24 protein-coding genes are annotated in these 21,430 nt (G+C 64.8%); 12 read left to right on the top strand and 12 right to left on the bottom strand.

The features are described 5' to 3' along the window. The first annotated feature begins 78 nt into the window (after window positions 1-78). Genes BHE01S_RS05415 through BHE01S_RS05405 form a run of 3 tightly spaced genes read left to right on the top strand, consistent with a single transcriptional unit; the run spans window position 79 to window position 2,051 of the window. On the top strand, window positions 79-819 hold the full coding sequence (locus tag BHE01S_RS05415) for an energy transducer TonB (protein WP_042261418.1): 741 nt from the start codon (window positions 79-81) through the stop codon (window positions 817-819). Window positions 820-866: 47 nt separating this feature from the next. Further along, window positions 867-1,613: a MotA/TolQ/ExbB proton channel family protein gene (locus BHE01S_RS05410; RefSeq protein ID WP_042261417.1), complete on the top strand. Its 747-nt coding sequence runs from the start codon at window positions 867-869 to the stop codon at window positions 1,611-1,613. Window positions 1,614-1,631: 18 nt separating this feature from the next. Continuing rightward, window positions 1,632-2,051, top strand: a complete 420-nt coding sequence (locus BHE01S_RS05405) for an ExbD/TolR family protein (protein WP_042261415.1) — start codon at window positions 1,632-1,634, stop codon at window positions 2,049-2,051. A gap of 415 nt (window positions 2,052-2,466) precedes the next feature. Here the strand turns inward: BHE01S_RS05405 and BHE01S_RS05400 are convergent, their stop codons facing one another. After that, window positions 2,467-3,507 carry a LysR family transcriptional regulator gene (locus BHE01S_RS05400; RefSeq protein ID WP_062859874.1) on the bottom strand — a complete coding sequence of 347 codons (1,041 nt, stop codon included), beginning with the start codon at window positions 3,505-3,507 and terminating at the stop codon, window positions 2,467-2,469. Between the two features lie 121 nt (window positions 3,508-3,628). Between BHE01S_RS05400 and BHE01S_RS05395 the strand changes: the two genes are divergently transcribed. The 4 genes from BHE01S_RS05395 (at window position 3,629) to hemP (ending at window position 6,007) form a co-directional block, all read left to right on the top strand. Continuing rightward, on the top strand, window positions 3,629-4,510 hold the full coding sequence (locus tag BHE01S_RS05395; protein ID WP_042261413.1) for a pirin family protein: 882 nt from the start codon (window positions 3,629-3,631) through the stop codon (window positions 4,508-4,510). Window positions 4,511-4,648: 138 nt separating this feature from the next. Next, complete coding sequence (locus BHE01S_RS05390) at window positions 4,649-5,047, top strand: OsmC family protein (protein WP_042261411.1); 399 nt, start codon at window positions 4,649-4,651, stop codon at window positions 5,045-5,047. A 38-nt stretch (window positions 5,048-5,085) separates the two neighbouring features. Next, complete coding sequence (locus BHE01S_RS05385) at window positions 5,086-5,571, top strand: SRPBCC family protein (RefSeq protein WP_042261409.1); 486 nt, start codon at window positions 5,086-5,088, stop codon at window positions 5,569-5,571. A 169-nt stretch (window positions 5,572-5,740) separates the two neighbouring features. Continuing rightward, entirely contained in the window at window positions 5,741-6,007 is a 267-nt protein-coding gene (gene hemP, locus BHE01S_RS05380; RefSeq protein WP_042261407.1) for a hemin uptake protein HemP, read from the top strand. A 277-nt stretch (window positions 6,008-6,284) separates the two neighbouring features. On the opposite strand, the gene BHE01S_RS05375 is transcribed toward hemP, so the two are convergent. The 6 genes from BHE01S_RS05375 to uvrB form a co-directional block, all read right to left on the bottom strand. Then, entirely contained in the window at window positions 6,285-6,692 is a 408-nt protein-coding gene (locus BHE01S_RS05375; RefSeq protein WP_042261406.1) for a GlcG/HbpS family heme-binding protein, read from the bottom strand. A 142-nt stretch (window positions 6,693-6,834) separates the two neighbouring features. Further along, window positions 6,835-8,262 (bottom strand): 4Fe-4S binding protein, encoded by a 1,428-nt coding sequence (locus BHE01S_RS05370; protein ID WP_042261404.1) that lies wholly within the window; start codon window positions 8,260-8,262, stop codon window positions 6,835-6,837. After that, window positions 8,259-9,104, bottom strand: a complete 846-nt coding sequence (locus BHE01S_RS05365; protein WP_042261403.1) for an FTR1 family iron permease — start codon at window positions 9,102-9,104, stop codon at window positions 8,259-8,261. Before BHE01S_RS05365 ends, BHE01S_RS05370 begins: the two co-directional genes overlap by 4 nt. 61 nt (window positions 9,105-9,165) lie before the next feature. Continuing rightward, the gene (locus BHE01S_RS05360) at window positions 9,166-9,519 is read right to left on the bottom strand and encodes a cupredoxin domain-containing protein (RefSeq protein ID WP_042261500.1); all 354 of its coding nucleotides are present in this window, start codon (window positions 9,517-9,519) and stop codon (window positions 9,166-9,168) included. A gap of 93 nt (window positions 9,520-9,612) precedes the next feature. After that, window positions 9,613-10,161 carry an iron transporter gene (locus tag BHE01S_RS05355; RefSeq protein ID WP_042261401.1) on the bottom strand — a complete coding sequence of 183 codons (549 nt, stop codon included), beginning with the start codon at window positions 10,159-10,161 and terminating at the stop codon, window positions 9,613-9,615. Window positions 10,162-10,480: 319 nt separating this feature from the next. Further along, a complete protein-coding gene (gene uvrB, locus BHE01S_RS05350) occupies window positions 10,481-12,562 on the bottom strand; it encodes an excinuclease ABC subunit UvrB (protein ID WP_042261400.1) in 2,082 nt (693 codons plus the stop codon). 344 nt (window positions 12,563-12,906) lie between these two features. Between uvrB and BHE01S_RS05345 the strand changes: the two genes are divergently transcribed. Then, on the top strand, window positions 12,907-14,106 hold the full coding sequence (locus tag BHE01S_RS05345; protein ID WP_042261398.1) for an amino acid aminotransferase: 1,200 nt from the start codon (window positions 12,907-12,909) through the stop codon (window positions 14,104-14,106). Window positions 14,107-14,234: 128 nt separating this feature from the next. On the opposite strand, the gene BHE01S_RS05340 is transcribed toward BHE01S_RS05345, so the two are convergent. Beyond that, a complete protein-coding gene (locus BHE01S_RS05340) occupies window positions 14,235-15,488 on the bottom strand; it encodes a DUF3734 domain-containing protein (protein ID WP_042261396.1) in 1,254 nt (417 codons plus the stop codon). A 29-nt stretch (window positions 15,489-15,517) separates the two neighbouring features. Beyond that, window positions 15,518-16,321, bottom strand: a complete 804-nt coding sequence (locus BHE01S_RS05335; protein ID WP_042261395.1) for a 3-hydroxybutyrate dehydrogenase — start codon at window positions 16,319-16,321, stop codon at window positions 15,518-15,520. A gap of 271 nt (window positions 16,322-16,592) precedes the next feature. On the opposite strand from BHE01S_RS05335, the gene BHE01S_RS05330 reads away from it, so the two are divergent. After that, entirely contained in the window at window positions 16,593-17,564 is a 972-nt protein-coding gene (locus tag BHE01S_RS05330) for a potassium channel beta subunit family protein (RefSeq protein ID WP_042261498.1), read from the top strand. Between the two features lie 223 nt (window positions 17,565-17,787). Then, entirely contained in the window at window positions 17,788-18,633 is an 846-nt protein-coding gene (locus tag BHE01S_RS05325) for a 23S rRNA (adenine(2030)-N(6))-methyltransferase RlmJ (protein WP_042261394.1), read from the top strand. Between the two features lie 29 nt (window positions 18,634-18,662). Here BHE01S_RS05325 and BHE01S_RS37605 read toward each other — a convergent pair whose 3' ends face one another. The 3 genes from BHE01S_RS37605 to cueR all read right to left on the bottom strand — a co-directional run bounded on the left by BHE01S_RS37605 (window position 18,663) and on the right by cueR (window position 20,101). Next, entirely contained in the window at window positions 18,663-19,046 is a 384-nt protein-coding gene (locus BHE01S_RS37605) for a hypothetical protein (RefSeq protein ID WP_042261496.1), read from the bottom strand. Between the two features lie 182 nt (window positions 19,047-19,228). After that, complete coding sequence (locus BHE01S_RS36490; protein ID WP_083245111.1) at window positions 19,229-19,378, bottom strand: DUF3563 family protein; 150 nt, start codon at window positions 19,376-19,378, stop codon at window positions 19,229-19,231. Between the two features lie 297 nt (window positions 19,379-19,675). Continuing rightward, window positions 19,676-20,101: a Cu(I)-responsive transcriptional regulator gene (gene cueR / locus BHE01S_RS05315; RefSeq protein ID WP_042261393.1), complete on the bottom strand. Its 426-nt coding sequence runs from the start codon at window positions 20,099-20,101 to the stop codon at window positions 19,676-19,678. Between the two features lie 163 nt (window positions 20,102-20,264). Here cueR and BHE01S_RS05310 point away from each other — a divergent pair, with 163 nt between their 5' ends. Next, window positions 20,265-20,471, top strand: coding sequence for a heavy-metal-associated domain-containing protein (locus BHE01S_RS05310; protein WP_042261392.1), 207 nt, complete (start codon window positions 20,265-20,267; stop codon window positions 20,469-20,471). Between the two features lie 11 nt (window positions 20,472-20,482). Then, complete coding sequence (locus tag BHE01S_RS05305) at window positions 20,483-21,406, top strand: dTDP-4-dehydrorhamnose reductase family protein (RefSeq protein WP_042261391.1); 924 nt, start codon at window positions 20,483-20,485, stop codon at window positions 21,404-21,406. The last annotated feature ends 24 nt before the right edge of the window (window positions 21,407-21,430 follow it).

The raw sequence follows: 21,430 nt of genomic DNA, 5'->3' as shown, positions 1-21,430 counted from the left end.
CTTTCGCCAATAAAGCTGCCCGACACGACGCGCCGGTTCGCCTGCACGCCGCCGTCCGCATGGCAGCCACGCTAAAACATGCAGGCATTCCAAACCACCGCTGGCACGCGGCCGTCTTCCTCCATTCGCGTCAATCGACGTGTCGTCACCGCGGGCGCGATCGTGGTCGCGCTGCATGCCGCGCTCGTCGCCGTCGTGCTGATGAAGCGCGAACCCGTGACGCCCGTCGCGCTCCAGTCGCAGACGATGATGGCCGAACTGCTCAAGCCCGAGCCGGCCGCGGCCCCTGCGGCGATCCAGTCCACCCCCACGCCGCCGCAGCCGTTGCCGGTCCCGCACGTGACGCGCGAGAAGCCGAAAGTTCAGCCCAAGTCCAGGCCGGCGCCGCTGCCCGTGGCCGAAGCGCCCTCGCAGCGAGCGATCGAGTCAGCCGCACCCAGCGCACCCGCCGCCCCCACATCGCCGGCCCCCACATCGCCCGCGCCCGCACCGCAAGCCGCGGCGGCCACCGACGCCAAGCCGGCCATGGCGCTCTCGGCGCCGAAAAACGTATCGCACCTCGACTGCCGCATCGTACAGCCCGACTACCCGACGCTTTCGCGCCGGCGCGGCGAAACCGGCACGGCATTCGTGCATTTCGTCGTGGGCCTCACGGGCAAGATCGAAAACATCGAGCTGAAGAAGTCGAGCGGCTCCACGCGCCTCGACGATGCCGCGCTCGACGCGATGCGCCAGAGCTCGTGCAAGCCGTACCTGGAAAACGGCGAGGCCGTCCGCGCGGCCTATACGCAACCATTCGAATTCAGCCTGAACGATTGACCGGCTGAAGCCACACGCTTTCATGAATTGAATAAAGAGGATCAGGAATGCAGAACTACGGTATCGCCCACGTCTGGGCGCAAGGGGATCTCGTGACACGCGGCATCGCGCTCGCGTTGTTGATCATGTCGGTGCTGTCGTGGTGCGTGATCGTCGTGAAGGGCTGGAATGTCGCGCGCCTCAAACGCCTCACGAAGAACGCCGAGCAGCAGTTCTGGCACTCGGACGACCTCGCCGACGGCGTGAAGAAGCTCGGCAGCGGCTCGCGCGAAGACAACCCGTTCCTCGCGCTCGCGCTTTCGGGCCAGGAAGCGGCCGATCACCATCACCAGACGCAGCCGCATCTGCACGACCGCATGGACGTGTCGGACTGGGTCACGCGCTGCCTGAAGGACACGATGGACGAATCCGTCGCGAAGATGCAAAGCGGCCTCGCCATTCTCGCCTCGATCGGCAGCACGGCGCCGTTCGTCGGCCTGTTCGGCACGGTGTGGGGCATCTATCACGCACTGCTGACGATTGGTGCGACGGGTCAAACCTCGATCGACGCCGTGGCCGGTCCCGTTGGCGAAGCGCTCATCATGACTGCATTCGGCCTCTTCGTTGCGATTCCCGCCGTGCTCGGCTACAACGCGCTCACCCGCGCCAACAAGGCGATCGTCACGAAGCTCAACCGCTTCGCGCACGGCCTGCATGCCTTCTTCGTGACGGGCGCGCGCCTCACCTCGACCACGCGCGGCGGCGCGAAGGAAGGCAATACGAGCAACCTGCGTGTCGCTGCGCGCAGCCACTAAAGAGCGGAGGCAAGCATCATGGCGATGAGCCCCTTTGCCGGCGACGACGACGATGGCCTGATGAACGAAATCAACATGACGCCGCTCGTCGACGTCATGTTGGTTCTCCTGATCGTTTTCATGGTGACGATTCCCGTCATCCGTCACGCCGTGAAGATCGACCTGCCGCATGCGAGCAGCCAGAAGGAAGACACGAAGCCCGCGCAGATCAACATCTCGATCGAAGCGGACGGCACCGTGCTGTGGGATGGCACGAAGGTCGACGACGCGGCGCTGAACCAGAAGATCGCAGCAGCAGCGCAAACTACGCCGCAACCGGAACTGCATCTGAACGCGGACCGCAAGGTGCAGTACGAACGCGTTGCCCAGGTGATGTCCGCCGCGCAGAGCGGCGGCCTTACGAAGCTCGGCTTCGTCACCGACCCCGCGCGTCACTGATCGCGTCACTGCGCGCAGTACGCTTGATTCGGCGGCGCAAAGTAAAAGGCCTTCATCGTCAGATGAAGGCCTTTTTTCGTGCGCACGCGGCGCATTCGGGCGGTGGCGGCGACTCCCCGACAATCGATCGGTTCACGCCGGCACATGCGACTGCCGTGGGCAACACGGACTGCGCTTTCGGCCCTGAAGGCCCACTATGATAGCGGCCATCCATTCCCGCTCAAGACCGGTGCTTGGCGAGAAGGACTCCAATATATTCCTCTCGCTTCGCGCCTTCAAGAGTTGGGCCATTGAAAGTAGCGATGGCCGTTCACGCTTGAATGCCTAAAAACAAATGGCGCTGGACGTTGCGCATAAATGCACTGTGTGCGCCCAGGCTTCATGCAAGCGCACGCGCGTGCACGTTCGCAAAGCTTCACGCAGTTTCGATCTTGCTCGCGCGCTTTGTGCGCGACAGCCCAACCTGACTGCCTGGTGCGCTCTGCGCTTCTGCACGCGCTGCAAGTGCCGCGATGTCGCTTCTCAGCGGACATTCCTGCTGCAAGCTCTTGTCGGCATCGAGCACTTCGACGAGGTAATCGACGAAGGCGCGCACGGCCGGAACCATGCCCTGGCGCGAGAGAAACACCGCGTAAAGCTGCGGCACCGGCAGCGTCCAGCCCGGCATCACCGGTGAAAGCTTGCCCGAGCGCAGCGCGGCGCCATACATCATTTCCGGCAATGCCGCGATGCCGAGGCCTTGCAGCGCCGCTTCACGGATCGTCGTAAGGTCCGCGGTGATGAGGCGCGGCTCGTGTTCGTGCGAGTGGCGCGTGCCATCGGGGGCGATGAGCTGGAACACGTGGCGGCCGTCGCCCGTGGGCGTATCGAGCGTTTCGAAGCGCGCGAGGTCTTCGGGCGTGAGCGGCGGCGCGTTCTGCGCGAGCAGGCTCGGCGCGCCCACCAGCATCTGCTCGGTGCGCCACAGCGGACGCACCACGATATTGGCGTTCTGCGGCGGCTCCGAGCGCACACGCAGCGCGATATCCACGGAATCTTCGAACAGGTCGATCACGCGGTTCGTCACGCGCATGACCACCCGCACCTCGGGATAGCGGTGCATGAATTCCGGAATGATCTGCGAAAAGATGGTCTGCGAGAGCGTGACCGGCACGCTCACGCGCACCGTGCCGCGCGGCGACGAGCGCAGCGACTGAACGACGTTCACCGCGGCCTGCGCCTCGGCGAGCATCGAGCGGCAATGCTGGTAGAAGAGTTCGCCCGCTTCGGTGAGCGCGAGCTTGCGCGTGGAACGCTGCAACAGGCGCACACCGAGCGAGGCCTCGAGTTCGCTCACCCGCCGCGACAGACGCGACTTCGAGATGCCGAGCACGCGTTCGGCAGCGGAAAAGCCGCCATGCTCGATCACCTGCGAAAAGTACATCAGGTCGTTGAGGTTATGCGAATCGATTTTCATGTCGTCGTTCCAGCGATGGGACAATCCATTGCGAAGCGGCCATAAAACAGGCCAAATTGGCTCCCTATAATAGCGGTTTGTTTCGCATATAACGTAATTCCCACAATTCGAGGTGATATCCATGACCACGACCCGTACGATCGAACGCGTGTATCCCGCGATTCGCACCACCGAGGGTGGCGGATTCATCGTCCATCGGCCGTTCCCGACCCGCCAGCTGATGGACTTCGATCCGTTCCTGCTGCTCGACGAAATGGGTCCCGTCGATTACGCGCCCGGCGAGGCCAAGGGCGCGCCCGACCATCCGCACCGCGGCTTCGAAACCGTCACCTATATGGTCGAAGGCCGCTTCGGCCACAAGGACTCGGCGGGCCATTCGGGCACGCTGCGCCCCGGCGACGTGCAATGGATGACCGCCGGCGCGGGCGTGATCCACAGCGAAATGCCCGACCCCGAATTCACGCGCACGGGCGGCCGCATGCATGGCCTGCAGTTGTGGGTGAATCTGCCCGCGCGCGACAAGATGATGGCGCCCCGCTACCAGGAACTGCCCACGGAGCAGATTCCGGTAGGCCGCTCGAAGGACGGCAAGGTCTCGGTGAAGGTGATCGCCGGCGAAGCGCTGGGCGCGAAGGCCGCGATCGAAACGCGTACGCCCATCCTCTATCAGCACTTCACGCTTGCGCCCGGCGCGCGCGTGGAGCAACCGGTGCCGGGCGACTATCGCGTGTTTGCGTACGGTCTCTCGGGCACGGGTCTGTACGGGCCCGACGCGCAGGCGATCGATGCGCAGCACATGGTGACCTTCGCGAGCGACGGCGACACCGTCGCGCTCGCCGCCCCGGCCGACGCGAGCGCGACGCTCGATGTCCTGCTGATCGGCGGCGTGCCGCTGAACGAGCCGGTCGTGCGCTACGGCCCGTTCGTGATGAACACGGAGCAGGAGATCCGCCAGGCCGTGCTCGACTATCAGGCCGGGCGCATGGGGCGCATCGCGCACTGAAACCGGGTTGCGCGCCGACACGAGTTTTCGAAGCGTCGCTACGGGCCCGCCCGCTTTCCGTCACAATAAGGGTTTCCGGGGCGCGCACCACGGGTTGCGCGCCCGTCCCTCTTTAACCGTCCCGCCCGCGAGGAGCGCATGACCGAACCGGCAGTCACCGCACACATTGGCTCGACGAACTACCAGGTCCAGTTCGACGACGGCACCCATACCTGGATCGCCGACGAACCCGCTTCGCTCGGCGGCGGCGACCGCGGACCGTCGCCTTTCTCGCTCCTGCTTTCCAGCCTTGGCGCCTGCACCTCCATCACGCTGAAGATGTACGCGCAACGCAAGGAGTGGCCGCTCGAAGGCGTACGCGTGAAGCTCGCGATGGAAACCGGCAGCGAAGGCACCAGGATCGACCGCCAGATCGTGCTCGAAGGCGCGCTCACCGAAGAGCAGCGCGAGCGCTTGCTGCAGATCGCCAACGCGTGCCCGGTCCACAAGGTTCTCACGAACACGATCACGATCCGCACGGGTCTCGTCGTCGCGTAAGCGCCGGCGCGCGGACACAGACACAGGAAGGCGCCGCCTTGAATTTCGAACACCTCATCCAGATCAACGATCCGCTGAACCCGCTCGTCGAGGCCATGACGCGCGAGCAGCTCTGGGAAGGGCTCGTGCTGCGCGCCGAGCAGCCGCAGCTCTTCGTGATCGGGCTCGACAGCTGCACGATCCTCTCGCGCACCGAGAGCACGATGGAGCGCGAGCTGCATTATGGCCACGCCACGGTGCGCGATCGGGTCACGCTCACGCCCAACGACAGCGTGCGCTACGACATCATGGCGACCGCAGAGTACGTGGGCGGCTCGCTCACGATGACGATCGAGCAGCCCGATCCGCTGCAGCTCTTTTTGCGCTTCGAGTACCGCACGACGCTGCCGACGGCCGACACCGAGGACGATAGGCAGACTTCCGAGATCGTGAAGTCGGCCTATCGCGAGTCGGACATCGACACCGTGCGTCTCATCCGCCAGTTCGTGCAGGGCGACGGCAGCGCGCCAAACGCGCTGCACTGACCTCCCGGCGCTTGCCCCGCCCTGCGCGGGACGGCAAGCGCCGATTCACGCTGCAGCCGCTTCGATTCAGGCTATCGGCATTCGATTTTGATGAATATCTCGTAGTTGAAAATAGTAACGATTATCATTTAGAATTCATCCATCGAATCGAGACAACGACGCTACGTTCATGACTGAACTGAACCGCACCTCCACGCTGAGCTTGCACCGAAACGGCAGCGCGGCACTGACCGGCGCGCGGCCGAAGCCTGCCGCCGCTGTTGCATCGCCCAAGCCGCGCAAGAGCGCCGAGCCGGCACCCGCCACGGCAAGCGACGAGAGGAAACTGGACAGCGCGGCGCTCCTGCGAGGCCGCAGCCACGTGAGCATCATCCACAACGGCGAAACATATCAGTTGCGGGCCACCCGGCTCGGCAAGCTGATCCTGACAAAATAGGTTTCAACCGTTTTCAACCGGGTATTGTGGGGACCGCCTCCACCGGGAGGCGTTGGGGCATTAGCCAGCAACGACGGCTTGCACGCGAGATCTAGACCCCTTCGTGCAGACATCCTTCAAGCTTCAAGCCAGCCGTCGCAGCAAGCCAGGCCACTTTTTTGTTCTCATACCTCATCGGGGCGGCGCGCGAAGCGTGAGCCGCCTTAAGACAAGCGCCGCGGCATCCGTCCGCGGCTTTTGTTTTTTCTGGCGTCGCGAGGCGCGACGATGGATGGGCTTACTCCACCCCGAGCGCCGCTATGCCCGCGCGCGCGACGGCGGCATCCTGGTCGGATTTCACGCCCGAGACCCCTACCGCGCCAATCACATCGCCGTTCACGCTCACGGGTACGCCGCCTTCCAGCATGCCGGTGAGCGGCGCACTCAGGAACGCCGTGCGGCCCTGCTTGATCACTTCCTCGTACACCTTGCTCTCCCGGCGGCCCAGCGACGCGGTGCGGGCCTTGGCCACGGCAATCTCCGCGCTGACGGGCGCGGCGCCGTCGAGGCGACGCAAATACAGCAGATGGCCGCCATCGTCGACGATGGCGATCGTCACGTGCCATTCATTCGAGCGGGCGTGCGCGACGGCTGCGTCGGCTACCCGGATCACGTCTTCATCGGTCAGTACTGCTCGCGTTCGCATACCTCTCTCCGAAAAGTCAAAAACCGGGTATGGCGAAATAGCCAACCCGGTTTTGAGAGTAACACCCAGACTCGTGCCGCGACGCGCTGATCCCGCGTATGTCGCGTATATCAGCGGCAGATGAAGAAACGTCGAAGCATGCTCAGCGCACCCAGCCCCAGAACATCAGCCACCACGCGCTGTCCACCACGGCGAGCGCGAGCGCGAAGCCCGCGAGCGCAAGCGCGCGCTGCCAGAACCGCGAGCTGTAGCGCCCCGTCACGCGCCACGCGAGCCAGGCGCTCCAGACGTTCGTGACGACGAGAATCGCAATGCGCACTTCGGCGGCCCAGTCGAGCGGCACGTGCTCCGCGCGCAGCAGCGAGAGCGTCGTGGCCGAAAGGCCGAGGAACACGCCCGCCCCCGCCAGCGGGATCAGCGACTGCGCGAAGTGATGCAGGCGCCGCATTTCGAAGCGCCCGAGCACGGCGGTCGAGCCCGCGAGGATGGCGAGCAGCGCCGTGCCGTAGACGAGCGCCGTCGCGACGATATAGCCCACGATCATCGCGCCGTCGAGCCACGAGAACACGTCGTTCTGCGCCGGGTAATGCGTGAGCAGGAACCACGGCGCGTTGGTGTCGAGCGGCCAGGTGATGTCGCGGTCGATGAGCCAGCCCGCGAGCCACTGCTTGATGCCGATGAACCACGGCGAGCCCGTCCAGTGGAACGCACCGATCGCCACGCCGAGCAGGCCGTAGAGAATCAGCGCGGTGTCCCACGGGTTGGCCTGGCTGTCGCCGAGTTCGACCACTTCTTCCGCCGGCGAGCGCCACGAGAGCGCGATGGCGTCGCGGTGGCCGCTGCAGCGGCCGCACATGTGGCACTGCGCCGCACCCTTCATGTTGCGCAGCGGCACGAGCGGCGCGCAGTTCACGGGAATCACGCGATGCCCGCCGTGCTCGCCGTGTGTATAGGAGTTGCGCCAGGCGTCTTCGTCGACCTTGTAGCGAAACGGCGCGAGACGCGCCAAAAGTGCGAAAACGCCGTTCACGGGGCAGAGATATTTGCACCAGACGCGCTTTTCGCGCCCGTACAGAAAGCCGATCACCATCGCGCCGAGCGTCGATCCGCCCAGCACCAGCAGCACCGCCTTGGGATACTGGTAGACGCTCACCATCTGTCCGTAGATCGTGGTGAGGCCGAAAGCCACGAAAGGCCAGCCGCCCCAGCGCATCCAGTGCGGGATGGCACGGCCGCGGCCGAACTTGCTGGCGAACTCGGTGAGCGCGCCTTCGGGGCACAGCACGCCGCACCACACGCGGCCGAGCATCACCATCGAGAGCAGCACGAACGGCCACCAGATGCCCCAGAACACGAACTGCGCCGCGAGCGTGAGGTTGTTCCACAGGTGTGCCGTGTCGCCGGGCAGCGGCATCGCCGCCGGCACGAGAATCAGGAACGCGTAGACAGCGACCACGACCCACTGCACGGCGCGGATCGCCGCGCCGTGACGTTGCATCCACTGGCCCGCCTGGGCGAGCTTGCCAGGGCGCCCGTTTGCCTGCGTCGGGCGAGCGGACGTACAACTCATGCTGCCTTCCTCTTCGCAACCGCGCCCGCGCGGCCGGTGGCGCGCCGCACGAGGAACCACACCACGAGCCAGTACACGGCGTAGGCGATCAGGTTCATGAGCGCCGGATGCGCGCGGTAGCCCGTGAGCGTGGCGACGAGCGAGCCGAAGGTGCTCGAGTCGTCGAGGATCGCCGAGGAGTTCCACACCTGGTCGACGAGGGTCGGCAGGATTTCCTTGTCGATCAGCTTGTCCACGCCGGTCTGGAACAGGCCCGCGCCGAGGAACAGCAGCATGATCTCGGTGATGCGGAAGAAGTGCCGCCACGAGAAGATCTTGCCGCCCAGCTGCAGGAGATAGAACGTGAGAAACGCAAGCGCGAGGCCGATCAGCACCGCGAAGTACTGGCTCGCGTCCACATGGCCCGACTGGCCGAAGCCGAGCCCGTAGAGAAAGATCACCGTCTCGCTGCCCTCGCGCGCAATGGCAAGCGCGACGAGAATCGTCACGCCCCACCAGTTTGCATCGCGCGTGCTCTTTTCCAGCGACGCTTCCATCTCGCGCTTGAGCGTGCGGCCATGCTGCTTCATCCACAGCACCATCTGCACGATCAGCACGCACGCCACCAGCACCATGCCGGTCTGGAAGTAGTCCTGCGCATCGCCCGACAGCACTTCCGTAAAGCCGACCAGCGCCGCGCCGAGGCCGATGGCGGCAAGAATGCCGAGCGCCACGCCGCCCCACAGGTACGGCACGCCGCGCCGCGCATCCGCGTCGCCGTTTTTCAGCCACGCATAAAGAATCCCGACGACGAGCAGCGCCTCGACGCTCTCCCGCCATACGATGAACATCACCTGACCCATTCAACACCTCCTGCTGCCGGCACGCCAGCGGCCTGACTTCGCAACGCTCATTTGGCGACGCTCATTTGGCGACGATCACGCCCTGCGCCTGCTGATGGAAATCGTCGAAAAACTTGTACTCGCCCGGATCGAGCGGCGCGATCACGACGAACGAGTCCGCGCCCGGCGCCAGCACCTTCTCCTTGCGCAGCTGAACGCTCTCGAACTCCGCCGCGCCCTTACCCGTATTGCGCACCTCGATCTTGATGCGCTTGCCCGCCGGCACTTCGATACGCGCGGGGTTGAGCTTGCCGTCGGTCATTTCGAGCTTGAACGTGGGCAAATCTTCGGCGTGTGCCGTCGTGGCCACGCCCGCCAGCGACACCGCAAAAGACGCGCTGAGCGCGAGCGCCGCAAACTTCCGCATTCCAGTCATGGGTTTTACCTGCTCCTTGCTGCCATTCATGCGGCGGCGCTGCACGAGATGCGCGCCGCCGCCCGAGCTGCCGGGTGACGACCTGGCGACGGCTTAGTAGCCGCCCTTCTTGCCGATGCCCGCGAACGGAAAATCGTATTCCAGCGTGATCGGCTTGAACCACGGACCCACGCCCGTTTCCTTGTCGACGTGACGGCCGAACGCCATGTGGCCCGTCTGCATCGGCGCTTCCACGATCAGCTTGAGGTGATACTTGCCGGGACCGGCCAGCTTGACGTTGTCGCCGTAGTGCGGGCCGTCGTTCGCGACCATCGGCATCAGGTCGCCCTTTTGTACATAGCTCGAACCCGGCTTCGTGAGTTCGTAGTGAACCTGCAGATACGGCATCCAGTCGCCTTCGGCGAAGCCCGTCGGGTTGTTCTTGACCGCGTGGATATCCGATTCGAGGTGAATGTCGGAATCCGATGCCTTGCGCATCATGCCTTCGGGCTCCATCGTGATCGGCTGCAGATAGACCGCGCCGATTTCCATGCCGCCCTGGATGACCTGCTTGCCAATCGGGTATTCGGCTGCATTGGCGGCAAAGGCCGCCGTGGCGGCCGCGATGACAGCCGCGCCGCGCAAGAGAGTGTGAATCCGCATCGAAACTCCTGGTTTTTTTATGAGGGTGACTTCCCACTGAGCCTGCCGCATGCACATAAGAAAGTTAATGCGAACAATTCTCAATAATTGCGAAGTTTAACACCGATGCAGACGAGGGACAATTTCGGCACCATGAAAAGCCTCAGCGGAACAGGGTTTTAGCAGCGCCTGGTTAACACGGGCTTAGGGTTGCTTACGGCACGGTTTCGGAGGCGACCAGGACCGGAAAGGCAATCGAAGGAATGCTGGAGTCAGAGCAGGCGCAGAGCGGCGGCCACGCCGCCCTGGCCGCGCGAACGGACAGCCTGCTCGAAGCGTGTCAGATCGGATGGTCGCCCACGTTCGCCCCGAACACGCGCTGGCGCAGCACGGCGAGCTGGTCGCGCGCCTGCGCGGCCTTCTCGAATTCGAGGTTTTTCGCGTAGTCCATCATCTGCTTTTCGAGCTTCTTGATTTCCTTCGCGATCTGCTTCTCGGACATGTCCTCGAACTTCGCGCGCTCCTGCTCCTCGCGCAGCTCGGCGCGGGCTTCATCGACGTTGTAGACGCCGTCGATGATGTCCTTGATGCGCTTCACGACGCCGCGCGGCACAATGCCATGCTCCTCGTTGAAGTGCATCTGCTTGGCGCGGCGGCGCTCGGTTTCGTCGATGGCACGGCGCATCGAGTCGGTGATGCGGTCGCCGTAGAGGATCGCCTTGCCGTTCACATTGCGCGCGGCGCGGCCGATCGTCTGGATGAGCGAGCGCTCGGCACGCAGGAAGCCTTCCTTGTCGGCGTCGAGAATCGCCACGAGCGAGACCTCGGGAATGTCGAGGCCCTCGCGCAGCAGATTGATGCCCACGAGCACGTCGAACGTGCCCAGACGCAGGTCGCGGATGATCTCCACGCGCTCGACCGTGTCGATGTCGCTGTGCAGATAGCGCACCTTCACGCCGTGGTCGGCGAGAAACTCGGTGAGCTGCTCGGCCATGCGCTTGGTCAGCGTGGTCACCAGCACGCGCTCGCCCGCGGCGACGCGCTCATTGATCTCGCCGAGCACGTCATCGACCTGCGTCGATGCGGGCCGCACTTCGATCACCGGGTCGACGAGACCCGTGGGCCGCACGACCTGCTCGGCGATCTGGCCCGTCACCTTCTTTTCGTAATCGGCCGGTGTGGCCGAGACGAACACGACCTGGCGCATCTTGCGCTCGAACTCGTTGAACTTGAGCGGCCGGTTGTCGAGCGCCGAAGGCAGCCGGAAGCCGTAATCGACGAGATTTTCCTTGCGCGCGCGGTCGCCGTTGTACATGCCGTTGAACTGGCCGATCAGCACGTGCGACTCGTCGAGAAACATCATGGCGTCGGTCGGCAGGTAATCCACGAGGGTGGGCGGCGGCTCGCCGGGCAGCGCGCCCGAAAAATGCCGCGAGTAGTTCTCGATGCCCTTGCAGAAACCCAGCTCCTGAAGCATTTCCAGATCGAAGCGCGTGCGCTGCTCGAGGCGCTGCGCCTCCACGAGCTTGCCTTGCGCGTGGAAGAACTCGAGGCGCTCGCGCAGTTCCGACTTGATGGTTTCGACGGCCCGCAGCACGGTCTCGCGCGGCGTGACGTAGTGCGACGACGGATAGACCGTGAAGCGCGGAATCTTCTGGCGCACGCGGCCCGTGAGCGGATCGAAGAGCTGCAGCGTTTCCACCTCGTCGTCGAACAGTTCCACGCGCACGGCCATTTCGGCGTGCTCGGCCGGGAAGATGTCGATGGTGTCGCCGCGCACGCGGAAGGTGCCGCGCTGGAAGTCCTGCTCGTTGCGCGTGTATTGCATGGCGATCAGACGCGCGATGACGTCGCGCTGGCCGAGGCGGTCGCCGTGGCGCAGCGTGAGAATCATCTGATGGTACTCGGACGGATTGCCGATACCGTAGATCGCCGAAACCGTCGCGACGATCACCACGTCGCGCCGCTCCATCAGGCTCTTGGTGGCCGAAAGCCGCATCTGCTCGATGTGCTCGTTGATCGACGAATCCTTCTCGATGAAGAGATCGCGCTGCGGCACATAGGCTTCCGGCTGGTAGTAGTCGTAGTACGAGACGAAGTACTCGACGGCATTGCGCGGAAAGAACTCGCGGAATTCGGCATAAAGCTGCGCGGCGAGCGTCTTGTTCGGCGCGAACACGATGGCCGGGCGGCCCAGGCGCGCGATGGTGTTCGCCATCGTGTAGGTCTTGCCCGAGCCCGTCACGCCGAGCAGCGTCTGGAACGAGAGTCCGTCCTCCACGCCTTCCACGAGCGTTTCGATAGCCGTAGGCTGGTCGCCGGCAGGCGGGTACGGCTGGTAGAGCTGGAACGGCGAGCCTTCGTACTGGATGAATTTCGACTCGTCGAGCGCGCTCGCGTCGGCGACGGTGTGGTCGGACATGGGGGGCATCCTGTGCGCGGAGCAAACAACTATTCTAGCGTCTCGCCGCATCTTGCCGAGGGGCGAGCCTGGGTGGGTCTGGATGAACCTGAGGGTCTGGATGACAGATGGGGTGCGGTGGCCGGCGCTGCAAGGGCTGCGCGCCCAGGCGACGGCCGGCTGCCGGTGAACGCTGCGCAACGACGCGCCAGAAATCAGCCAATCGTGCCGGAAATCGCCATGAAAACAGCGCGCAGAATGGCAAATCCGCGGAAATCCCGCTTGAGGATTCGTTACAATAGCGAGTTCCGTGGCCGGTGCAGCATGTGGCCCAACCGATCTTCCTTCACTTTTGCCGAACGATCATGTCCCTCTTTTCCGCTGTCGAACTCGCCCCCCGCGACCCGATCCTGGGTCTGAACGAAGCCTATAACGCCGATGCGCGCGCGACCAAGGTGAATCTCGGCGTGGGCGTGTACACGAACGAAGAAGGCAAGATTCCGCTGCTGCGCGCCGTGCGCGAGGCAGAAAAGGCCCGCGTGGAAGCCGGTCTGCCGCGCGGCTACCTGCCGATCGAAGGTCTTGCCGCCTATGACGCCGCGGTGCAAAAGCTGCTGCTCGGCAACGACTCGCCGCTGATCGCCGCAGGCCGCGTCGTCACGGCGCAGGCGCTGGGCGGCACGGGCGCGCTCAAGATCGGCGCCGACTTCCTCAAGCGCGTGAACCCGAACGCCAAGGTCGCGATCAGCGACCCGAGCTGGGAAAACCATCGCGCCCTGTTCGAAAGCGCGGGCTTTGAAGTCGTCGCGTATCCGTACTACGACGCGCAGACCAACGGCGTGAACTTCGAAGGCATGCTCTCCGCACTGAACGGCTACGCCGCCGGCACCATCGTCGTGCTGCATGCGTGCTGCCACAACCCGACCGGCGTGGACCTCACGATCGACCAGTGGAAGCAGGTCATCGAAGTCGTGAAGGCGCGCAGCCTCGTGCCGTTCCTGGACATCGCCTATCAAGGCTTCGGCGACGGCATCGCGGAAGACGGCGAAGTCGTGCGCCTCTTTGCCGCTTCGGAACTCAACGTGTTCGTTTCGTCGTCGTTCTCGAAGTCGTTCTCGCTGTACGGCGAGCGCGTGGGCGCGCTGTCGATCCTCACCGCCAGCAAGGAAGAGTCGGCGCGCGTGCTCTCGCAGCTCAAGCGCGTGATCCGCACGAACTACTCGAATCCGCCGACGCACGGCGGCTCGGTGGTTGCAGCCGTGCTCGGCTCGGCCGATCTGCGCGCCATGTGGGAAGCGGAACTCGGCGAAATGCGCAACCGCATCCGCGCGATGCGCACGGGCCTCGTCGAGCGCCTCACGGCCGCGGGCGTGGACCGCGACTTCAACTTCATCAACGTGCAGCGAGGGATGTTCTCGTACTCGGGCCTGACGGCTGCACAAGTCGACCGTCTGCGCGAAGAGTTCGGCATCTATGCCGTCAGCACGGGCCGCATCTGCGTGGCCGCGCTGAACACGCGCAACCTCGACGTCGTGGCGAGCGCGATCGCCCAGGTGCTCAAGTAAGGTCGTTCGCCAGCAAGACAGGCCGCTGCGAAGCGGCTTGCCGGCGCAACAAGCAAGGCGCCCGTTCGAAAGAACGGACGCCTTTTTCTTTGCTTTGGCGAACGCAGCGGAAAACTCGCCGCAAAGCGTCAGCCGCCGTGGCCTCGCGAATCACGATGAATATCGTGCGTGACGAAGCCCGAGTCGTTCTCCGGCTTGTCGAGCCAGCCCGGCTGTGCGAGCGAGGCGCGGATGTCCTGCAAGCCGCTGGCCCAATGCTCGTGCATGGTCGAAAGGCCGAACTGGTAGTCCTTGAAGTGCCCCTCGTATTCCTTCTGCCGGTAGATGAGGTGGATCACGTTGTACTTCCTGGAGCACGAAAGCTCGTCCGCCAGCGCGACCCACGGGTCATTGCGATGCTCGGGCGCAACGCGATCGAGCACCTCGCGCAGCACATGCCGGTAACGCTGCGAGCGCTGCAGGATATCGGTCACGAGGCGCGTGCGGCTCGAATACTGGATGTCCTTCACGCGCCCCTGCACGTCGATGAGGTTGTCGGGCACCGGCCCGCGCGCGCTCCAGAGATCGACCTGGAACGTGAGCGTGTCGCGCCGCGGCGTGGTCTGGATCACCTCATAGAGCGGCGTGTTCGACATCAGGCCGCCGTCCCAGTAGTACTCGCCGTCGATCTCCACCGCAGCGAAGCCCGGCGGCAGCGCGCCCGAGGCGATGAAATGCTCGGGACGCAAGGTCGTGGTCTTGTTGTCGAAGTAGACGAAGTTGCCGCTGCCCACATTGACCGCGCCCACCGACACGCGCGTTTCACCCGAGTTGATGCGCTCGAAGTCGCACAAGCGTTCCAGCGTGGCCTTGAGCGGCTTCGTGTCGTAGTAGCTGGCCGTTTCGGGTGAACCCGATCCGTTGGGCAGCGGCGGCGGAAAACGCGGCACGAAAAAGCCCTTCTGCCCTTCCACGATCGCACCTGCCGCCTGCATCGCCGTGAAGGTCTTGCGCACGGCGGCGTTCGCGTTGAAAAGCGCATGCTCGACGAAGGGCGGCAACGGAAAGCTGAAGGCCGGCTGGCAGATCGTCTCCCAGAACTCGCGCAGCCGCGCCACGCGATGTTCGGGCGCATTGCCCGCGATGATGGCGGTATTGAGCGCGCCGATCGAGATACCCGCGATCCAGTTGGGCGCGATGCCGGCCTCGACGAGACCTTCGTACACGCCCGCCTGATACGCGCCGAGCGCACCGCCCCCCTGCAGCGTGAGCGCGATGGTTTCCCACTCTTTGGCCTGCGCGCCGCACTGCGAAACACGCGGCTGCGATGCGTGACCGATATGCGCGCCAACCTCGTCGTCGACCACGCTCGACTGGACTTGCCCCTTCTTGCGTTGCGCCATTGCTGCGCCTCCTCCGCCCGATGCCCGCGTTATTGCATGAACCAGCCGTGGCTCACCACGAAGGACTGGCCCGTGAATGCAGCGCTCGGGAATGCCGAGAGGAACAGCACGGTTTGCGCGACGTCCTCGACGGTCGTGAAAATGCCGTCCACTGTGCCGCCCAGCATCACGCGCTTGACCACTTCTTCCTCGGAGATACCGAGTTCCTTTGCCTGCTCGGGAATCTGCTTTTCCACGAGCGGCGTGCGCACGAAGCCCGGACACACCACATGCGAGCGCACGTTATGCTTGCCGCCTTCCTTGGCGAGCACGCGCGCGAGGCCGAGCAGCGCGTGCTTGGCCGCGACATAGGCCGACTTCAGCGGCGACGCCTCGTGCGAGTGCACCGAACCCATGTAGATCACGACGCCGCCGCGGTCGTCCTTGTACATGTGCTTGAGCACCGCCTTGGTGGTGAGGAACGCGCCGTCCACGTGGATGGCCTGCATCTTCTTCCAGTCGGAGAACGCGTAGTTCTCGATCGGGTTCACGATCTGGATGCCGGCGTTCGAGATGAGGATGTCGACCGGGCCGAGCTCGGCCGCGACGCGGTCGATGCCCCGATTCACGGCCTCTTCGCTGGTGACGTCCATGGCGACGCCGATGGCCTTGCCGCCTGCGCCCTTGATCTCTTCGGCCACGGCGTCCGCGCCGCTCTGGTTCAGGTCGGCGATGGCGACCGCGGCGCCCGCTTGCGCGAGCGTGAGGGCGATCTGCTTGCCAATGCCGCTGGCCGCGCCGGTGACGACTGCGACCTTGCCATCGAGCTTCGTGTTCAGGGAGAGAGACGACATCGGGCACCTCCAGGTGAGTGAACGGGACAGGATGAAACCTCGGAGCGCGCGCCGTCAAACCTGACGAATGGCTTATGCCATCCGGCCGGATGTTGCGTCGCGGCCAACCAGGCTATTGTGCATGAAGGCGCCGCGTCGAAGCATCGAGCACGACAGGCAAACGAAATTTTCGCCGCACTGCAAGGCGCGACGCGTGAAGCCGGCCACCGCAAGCCCGTTCAGCAGCAATGGCCAAGTCGTGCTAGCTTTAGCGGCTCACAAGGAGGCGTTCATGAACTATCGGCGACTGGGCCGCTCAGGCCTGCAGGTAAGCGAACTGTCCATCGGCTCGTGGGTTACCTACGGCAACCAGGTCGACGCCAGGCTCGCGCGCGAATCGCTCGCAGCGGCGCGCGACGCGGGCATCAACTTCTTCGACAACGCCGAGGCCTACGCCGGCGGCAAGTCGGAAGCGCTCATGGGCCAGGCGCTCAAGGAACTCGCGTGGCCCCGCGTGAGCTATGTGGTCTCGACCAAGTTCTACTGGGGCTTGAACGAAGCGCCCAATCAGTACCACACGCTCAACCGCAAGTACCTCATGAACGCCATCGACGGCTCGCTCGAGCGGCTGCAGCTCGATTACGTCGATCTCGTGTTCTGCCATCGCCCCGACCCGAACACGCCGGTCGAGGAAACCGTCTGGGCGATGAGCGACATGATCACGCGCGGCAAGGCGCTCTACTGGGGCACCTCGGAGTGGAGCGCCGACGAAATCCGCGCGGCGTGGGAAATCGCGGAGCGCCATCACCTGCACAAGCCGGTCATGGAGCAGCCGCAGTACAACCTGTTCCACCGCACGCGAGTGGAAGACGAATACCGTCGGCTCTATGAGGACATCGGCCTCGGCCTCACCACCTGGAGCCCGCTCGCCTCGGGCCTGCTCACCGGCAAATACCGCGGCGGCGTGCCGTCGGGCAGCCGCGCGGAACTGCAGGGCTACGACTGGCTGCGCAAGAACGTCACCGACCCCGACAAGAACGCGATTGTCGGCAAGCTCGCCGAGTTCGCGAAACAACTCGACTGTTCGGTGGGGCAACTGGCGCTCGCGTGGATCCTGAAGAATCCGCGCGTAAGCACGGTCATCACCGGCGCCTCGCGCATCGAGCAGATCGGCGAAAACATGAAGGCGCGCGACGTGGCGGAAAAGATCACGCCGGACATCAAGGCGCAGATCGAGGCGATCGTCGGCGACGCTTACGACTGACGTAGAGCGCATGCCCGGAAGGCGCGGCGCGCCCGAAACCGCGGAGCGGGCTCACGCGCGCGGGCGTAACCGGCCGGGCGGCTCACTGCGGCGGCTCACTGCGGCGGCGTACTGCGGATCACGTATTGCGGTGGCGTACAATACGCGGCCTCGCGGGCGGCGCCGTCATCGTGCCGCCGCTGCCGTCTTTCCCGTTTTCACCGGACCTCGTGTCCCGTCCATCATGCTGAGCTACCGTCACGCCTTCCACGCCGGCAATCATGCCGATGTCCTGAAACACGCCGTCGTCGTGCAACTGCTGCATTACCTCGGCAAGAAGGACAAGGCGTACTGGTACATCGACACCCACGCGGGCGCCGGCGCCTATGCATTGCGCGAAGGCTACGCGACGAAGAACGCCGAGTTCGACACGGGCATCGGCAAGCTGTGGGGCCGCAATGACTTGCCCGCGGTGCTGGCGGACTACGTCGATGAAGTGGCGGCGCTGAACCCCGACGGCGAACTGCGTTTCTACCCCGGCTCCCCCTATCTCGCGTGGCGCCTCATGCGCGAACAGGACCGCATGCGGCTCTTCGAATTGCACAGCACCGAAATCGACGTGCTGCGCCACCGCTTCCACGACGCAGGCCGCCGCGTGATGATCTACGCAGGCGACGGCTTCGACGGCATCAAGGCGCTCCTGCCCCCGCCACCGCGCCGGGCGCTCGTGCTGATCGACCCGTCTTTCGAGGACAAGCGCGACTACGCGCGCACGATTGCGTGCGTCGAGGAGAGTCTCAAGCGGTTCGCGAACGGCACCTATGCGGTCTGGTATCCGCAGGTCACGCGGCCCGAATCGCAGCGCTTTCCGGAACAACTCAAGCGCCTGCAGAACAAGAACTGGCTGCACCTCTCGCTTTCGGTGAGCAACCCGCCCGAAGACGGCTTCGGCCTCTACGGCAGCGGCATGTTCATCCTGAACCCGCCCTACACGCTCGAAGCGGCGATGAAAGAGGCGCTGCCGTGGCTCGTGAAAACGCTCGGTCAGGACGCCGGCGCGCAATTCAGGATCGAGTCGCGCGGCGACTGAGCCGCGCACTCAACTTCGCAAGAGCGGCGTCACTGCCCGGACGGCAGCGGCTGGGGAAGCGGCGGCGTCGGGCGATGGGGGGGGCGCGGCGGCGGTGTCGGCCGCCCACCGCCCGGCCGTACTTCCACGTAGGGTGCGACGACGTAAGGCTGCGACGAATCCGGCGCGAGACCCGCCGGTTGCGCCGCCTGAACCATGGGTTCGTGCGAGAGCGGCGCGTTTTGCAGCACCATCCCCGATTGGCCGTCGCTGATCCCTCTTTGCGTATCCAGAATGAGCGGCTGCCCGGCATGCACGCCGGCGCTGGCGCAGGCCATGACGACGACGATCAGGCCCGCACGCGCAAGAGAAGAGCGACGCAACGCGCGGCGAGGCAACACGGACGTGCGGTGGGAAATGCGGTCTTGCACCATGAACGGCCCCCGGAGAGAAAACGACACCATTGCTATGACGGCTTGTCGCAAAAAAGACTTTACCTTACCCCGGTGGGAAGGCTCAGACTCGGTTCCATCGGCGGTGCAGAAATGACAAAGCCCCGCCAATGCGGGGCTTGAGTCGTGCTGCTCCAACCGGACTGAACCCGGCTGAAACTGGCTTAGAGCGAGTTGTAGCCGTTCGTTTCGATCGAACGAAGGCGCTGCTCGAGTTGCACGATATCGGCCGACGATGCGAGATACGCTTCGCGGCGGCGACGTTCAGCAGTTTCAAACCAGTTGCTCAGCTTTTCAAGAAGGAATGCAAACATGATGGTGTGCTCCAAGGATTCGGTTCGGCGATCCCCGGTGGATTCGCATCAGGGATAACCCTCATCAGGGATAACCCGTATTGTAGCGATTGCACCGAACTTTGCTAGTGAATTGCCCGAATACTGTGCATTCCATTCTGGAATGATCTCGGAACACGAATCGGCAACATCATGTTTTATCGACACATTTTCCAGCGACTTGGCAGGCACTCGGCGACGAGCATGCCAATTTGCACCGATATGATGCAGATACCCAATGCGGTTGCGTCAATTTGCCCGCCGCGGTTGCACCTGCGTTCAGTGCGCGTGACCGGGTTCGTGGCAGTCTGCCGTGGCGGCCTCGGCAAGCCGCTCGATGATCGGGCAGTCGGGCCGGTCGTTGCCCTGGCAGTGCGAGGCCAGGTGGGCGAGCGTGTCGCGCATCCGGGACAGTTCGGCGATGCGCTGGTCGAGTTCGGCGACATGCTCGAGCGCGATCGACTTGACCTCGGCGCTCGCGCGGGAGCGGTCGTGCCAGAGCGCCAGCAGGCGCCGGATGTCGTCCACCAGAAAGCCAAGCCGGCGCGCCTGACGGATGAAGCGCAGCGAATGCACCTCCTGGGCGCCATAAACACGGTAGCCGGACTCCGTGCGCCCTTTGGGCGCCAGCAGCCCGACGCTTTCGTAGTACCGAATCATTTTTGCCGTCACGCCCGATTCACGTGCCGCTTCACCAATGTTCACGCCGTTCTCCCGCTGTCTGGTCGATCGTTTGATCAGTCGTTCGATGGTACACCTTCCCATTATGGGAAGGTCCAGCGCGACAACGAGTCCCCGCTGGCATAATCCGCCGGCGGCCTCATATCGAGTAGTCACAAGCCTCAATCTCTGAAAAAAGGAACACACGATGATTCAGTTCAACGTCGAAGGCATGAGCTGCCAGCACTGCGTAGGCGCCGTCACGCGCGCGATCCACGAACACGACGCGCAGGCCCAGGTCGAGATCGATCTGGCCGCCGGCCGCGTGAAGGTCGAATCGAGCCAGAGCGCCGAAGTCCTGAAGTCGGCGATCGACGAAGCCGGCTACACCGTGGTCGGCACGGCCAGCGTCTGACAGGCCGCGCCATGTTCAAGGTTGCCGTAATCGGCGCGTCGGGCCTGCTCGGGCGCGCCGTGGTGCGTGAACTCGCAGCAGAAACCCCATGGCAGGTCGTGCCGACCGCGTTCCGCCACGGCAGCCCGCAGCAGGCCGTGCTCGATGTGCGCGACACGCAAGCCGTGAACGCCTTCGTCGAGCGCGAGGCGCCCGACGCGATCGTGCTGGCCGCCGCCGAGCGCCGCCCCGACGTGTGCGAACACGACCCGGCGGCGGCGCGCGCACTCAACGTCGATGCGGTGCGCCGCGTCGCCGCGGCGGCGCGGCAGCGCGGCGCATGGGTGCTCTCGATTTCCACCGATTACGTCTTCGACGGCACGCAGCCGCCCTACCGCATCGGCGACACGCCGAATCCGCTCAACGCTTACGGCCACAGCAAGCTCGAAGGCGAGCGGGCGCTGCTCGAAACCAGCGACAACGCCCTCGTGCTGCGCCTGCCCTTGCTGTATGGGCCGATCGTCGGCTGGCACGAATCCGCGGTGACGAGCCTCGTGCCAGCGATCATCGCTTCGGGAGAGCCCGGGGCGCAGGCCGCGCCGATGGACGCGTGGGCCACGCGCTACCCTACTTTCACGCTCGACGTGGCATTCGTGATCCGCGAACTGTTGCTGCGCTGCGCAGACGGCGAGCCCGTTTGCGGGGTCGCGCAGTGGTCAGGCGACGAGCCGATGACGAAGTACGACATCGCCCAGCGGATCGCACAGGCACTGGGCGTAGAGGCGCATCTGCTCGCACAGCCGACGCCGACCGACGCCACGCCGCGCCCGCGCGACTGTCATCTCGATTCGAGCCGCCTCGAAACGCTGAGGATGGGCCGCCGCACGCCGTTCGACGTGGCGATTCGCGCCGTGCTCGACGCTTTCATGCGAGACGGCGCGCAGCGCAGCGCATAGCGGCGAGCCGGCCGCTCTCCGGCG

The organism is Paraburkholderia heleia NBRC 101817 (genome assembly GCF_000739775.1).
GTDB classification, from domain to species: domain Bacteria; phylum Pseudomonadota; class Gammaproteobacteria; order Burkholderiales; family Burkholderiaceae; genus Paraburkholderia; species Paraburkholderia heleia.
This window is presented reverse-complemented; position numbering and strand designations above follow the sequence as displayed.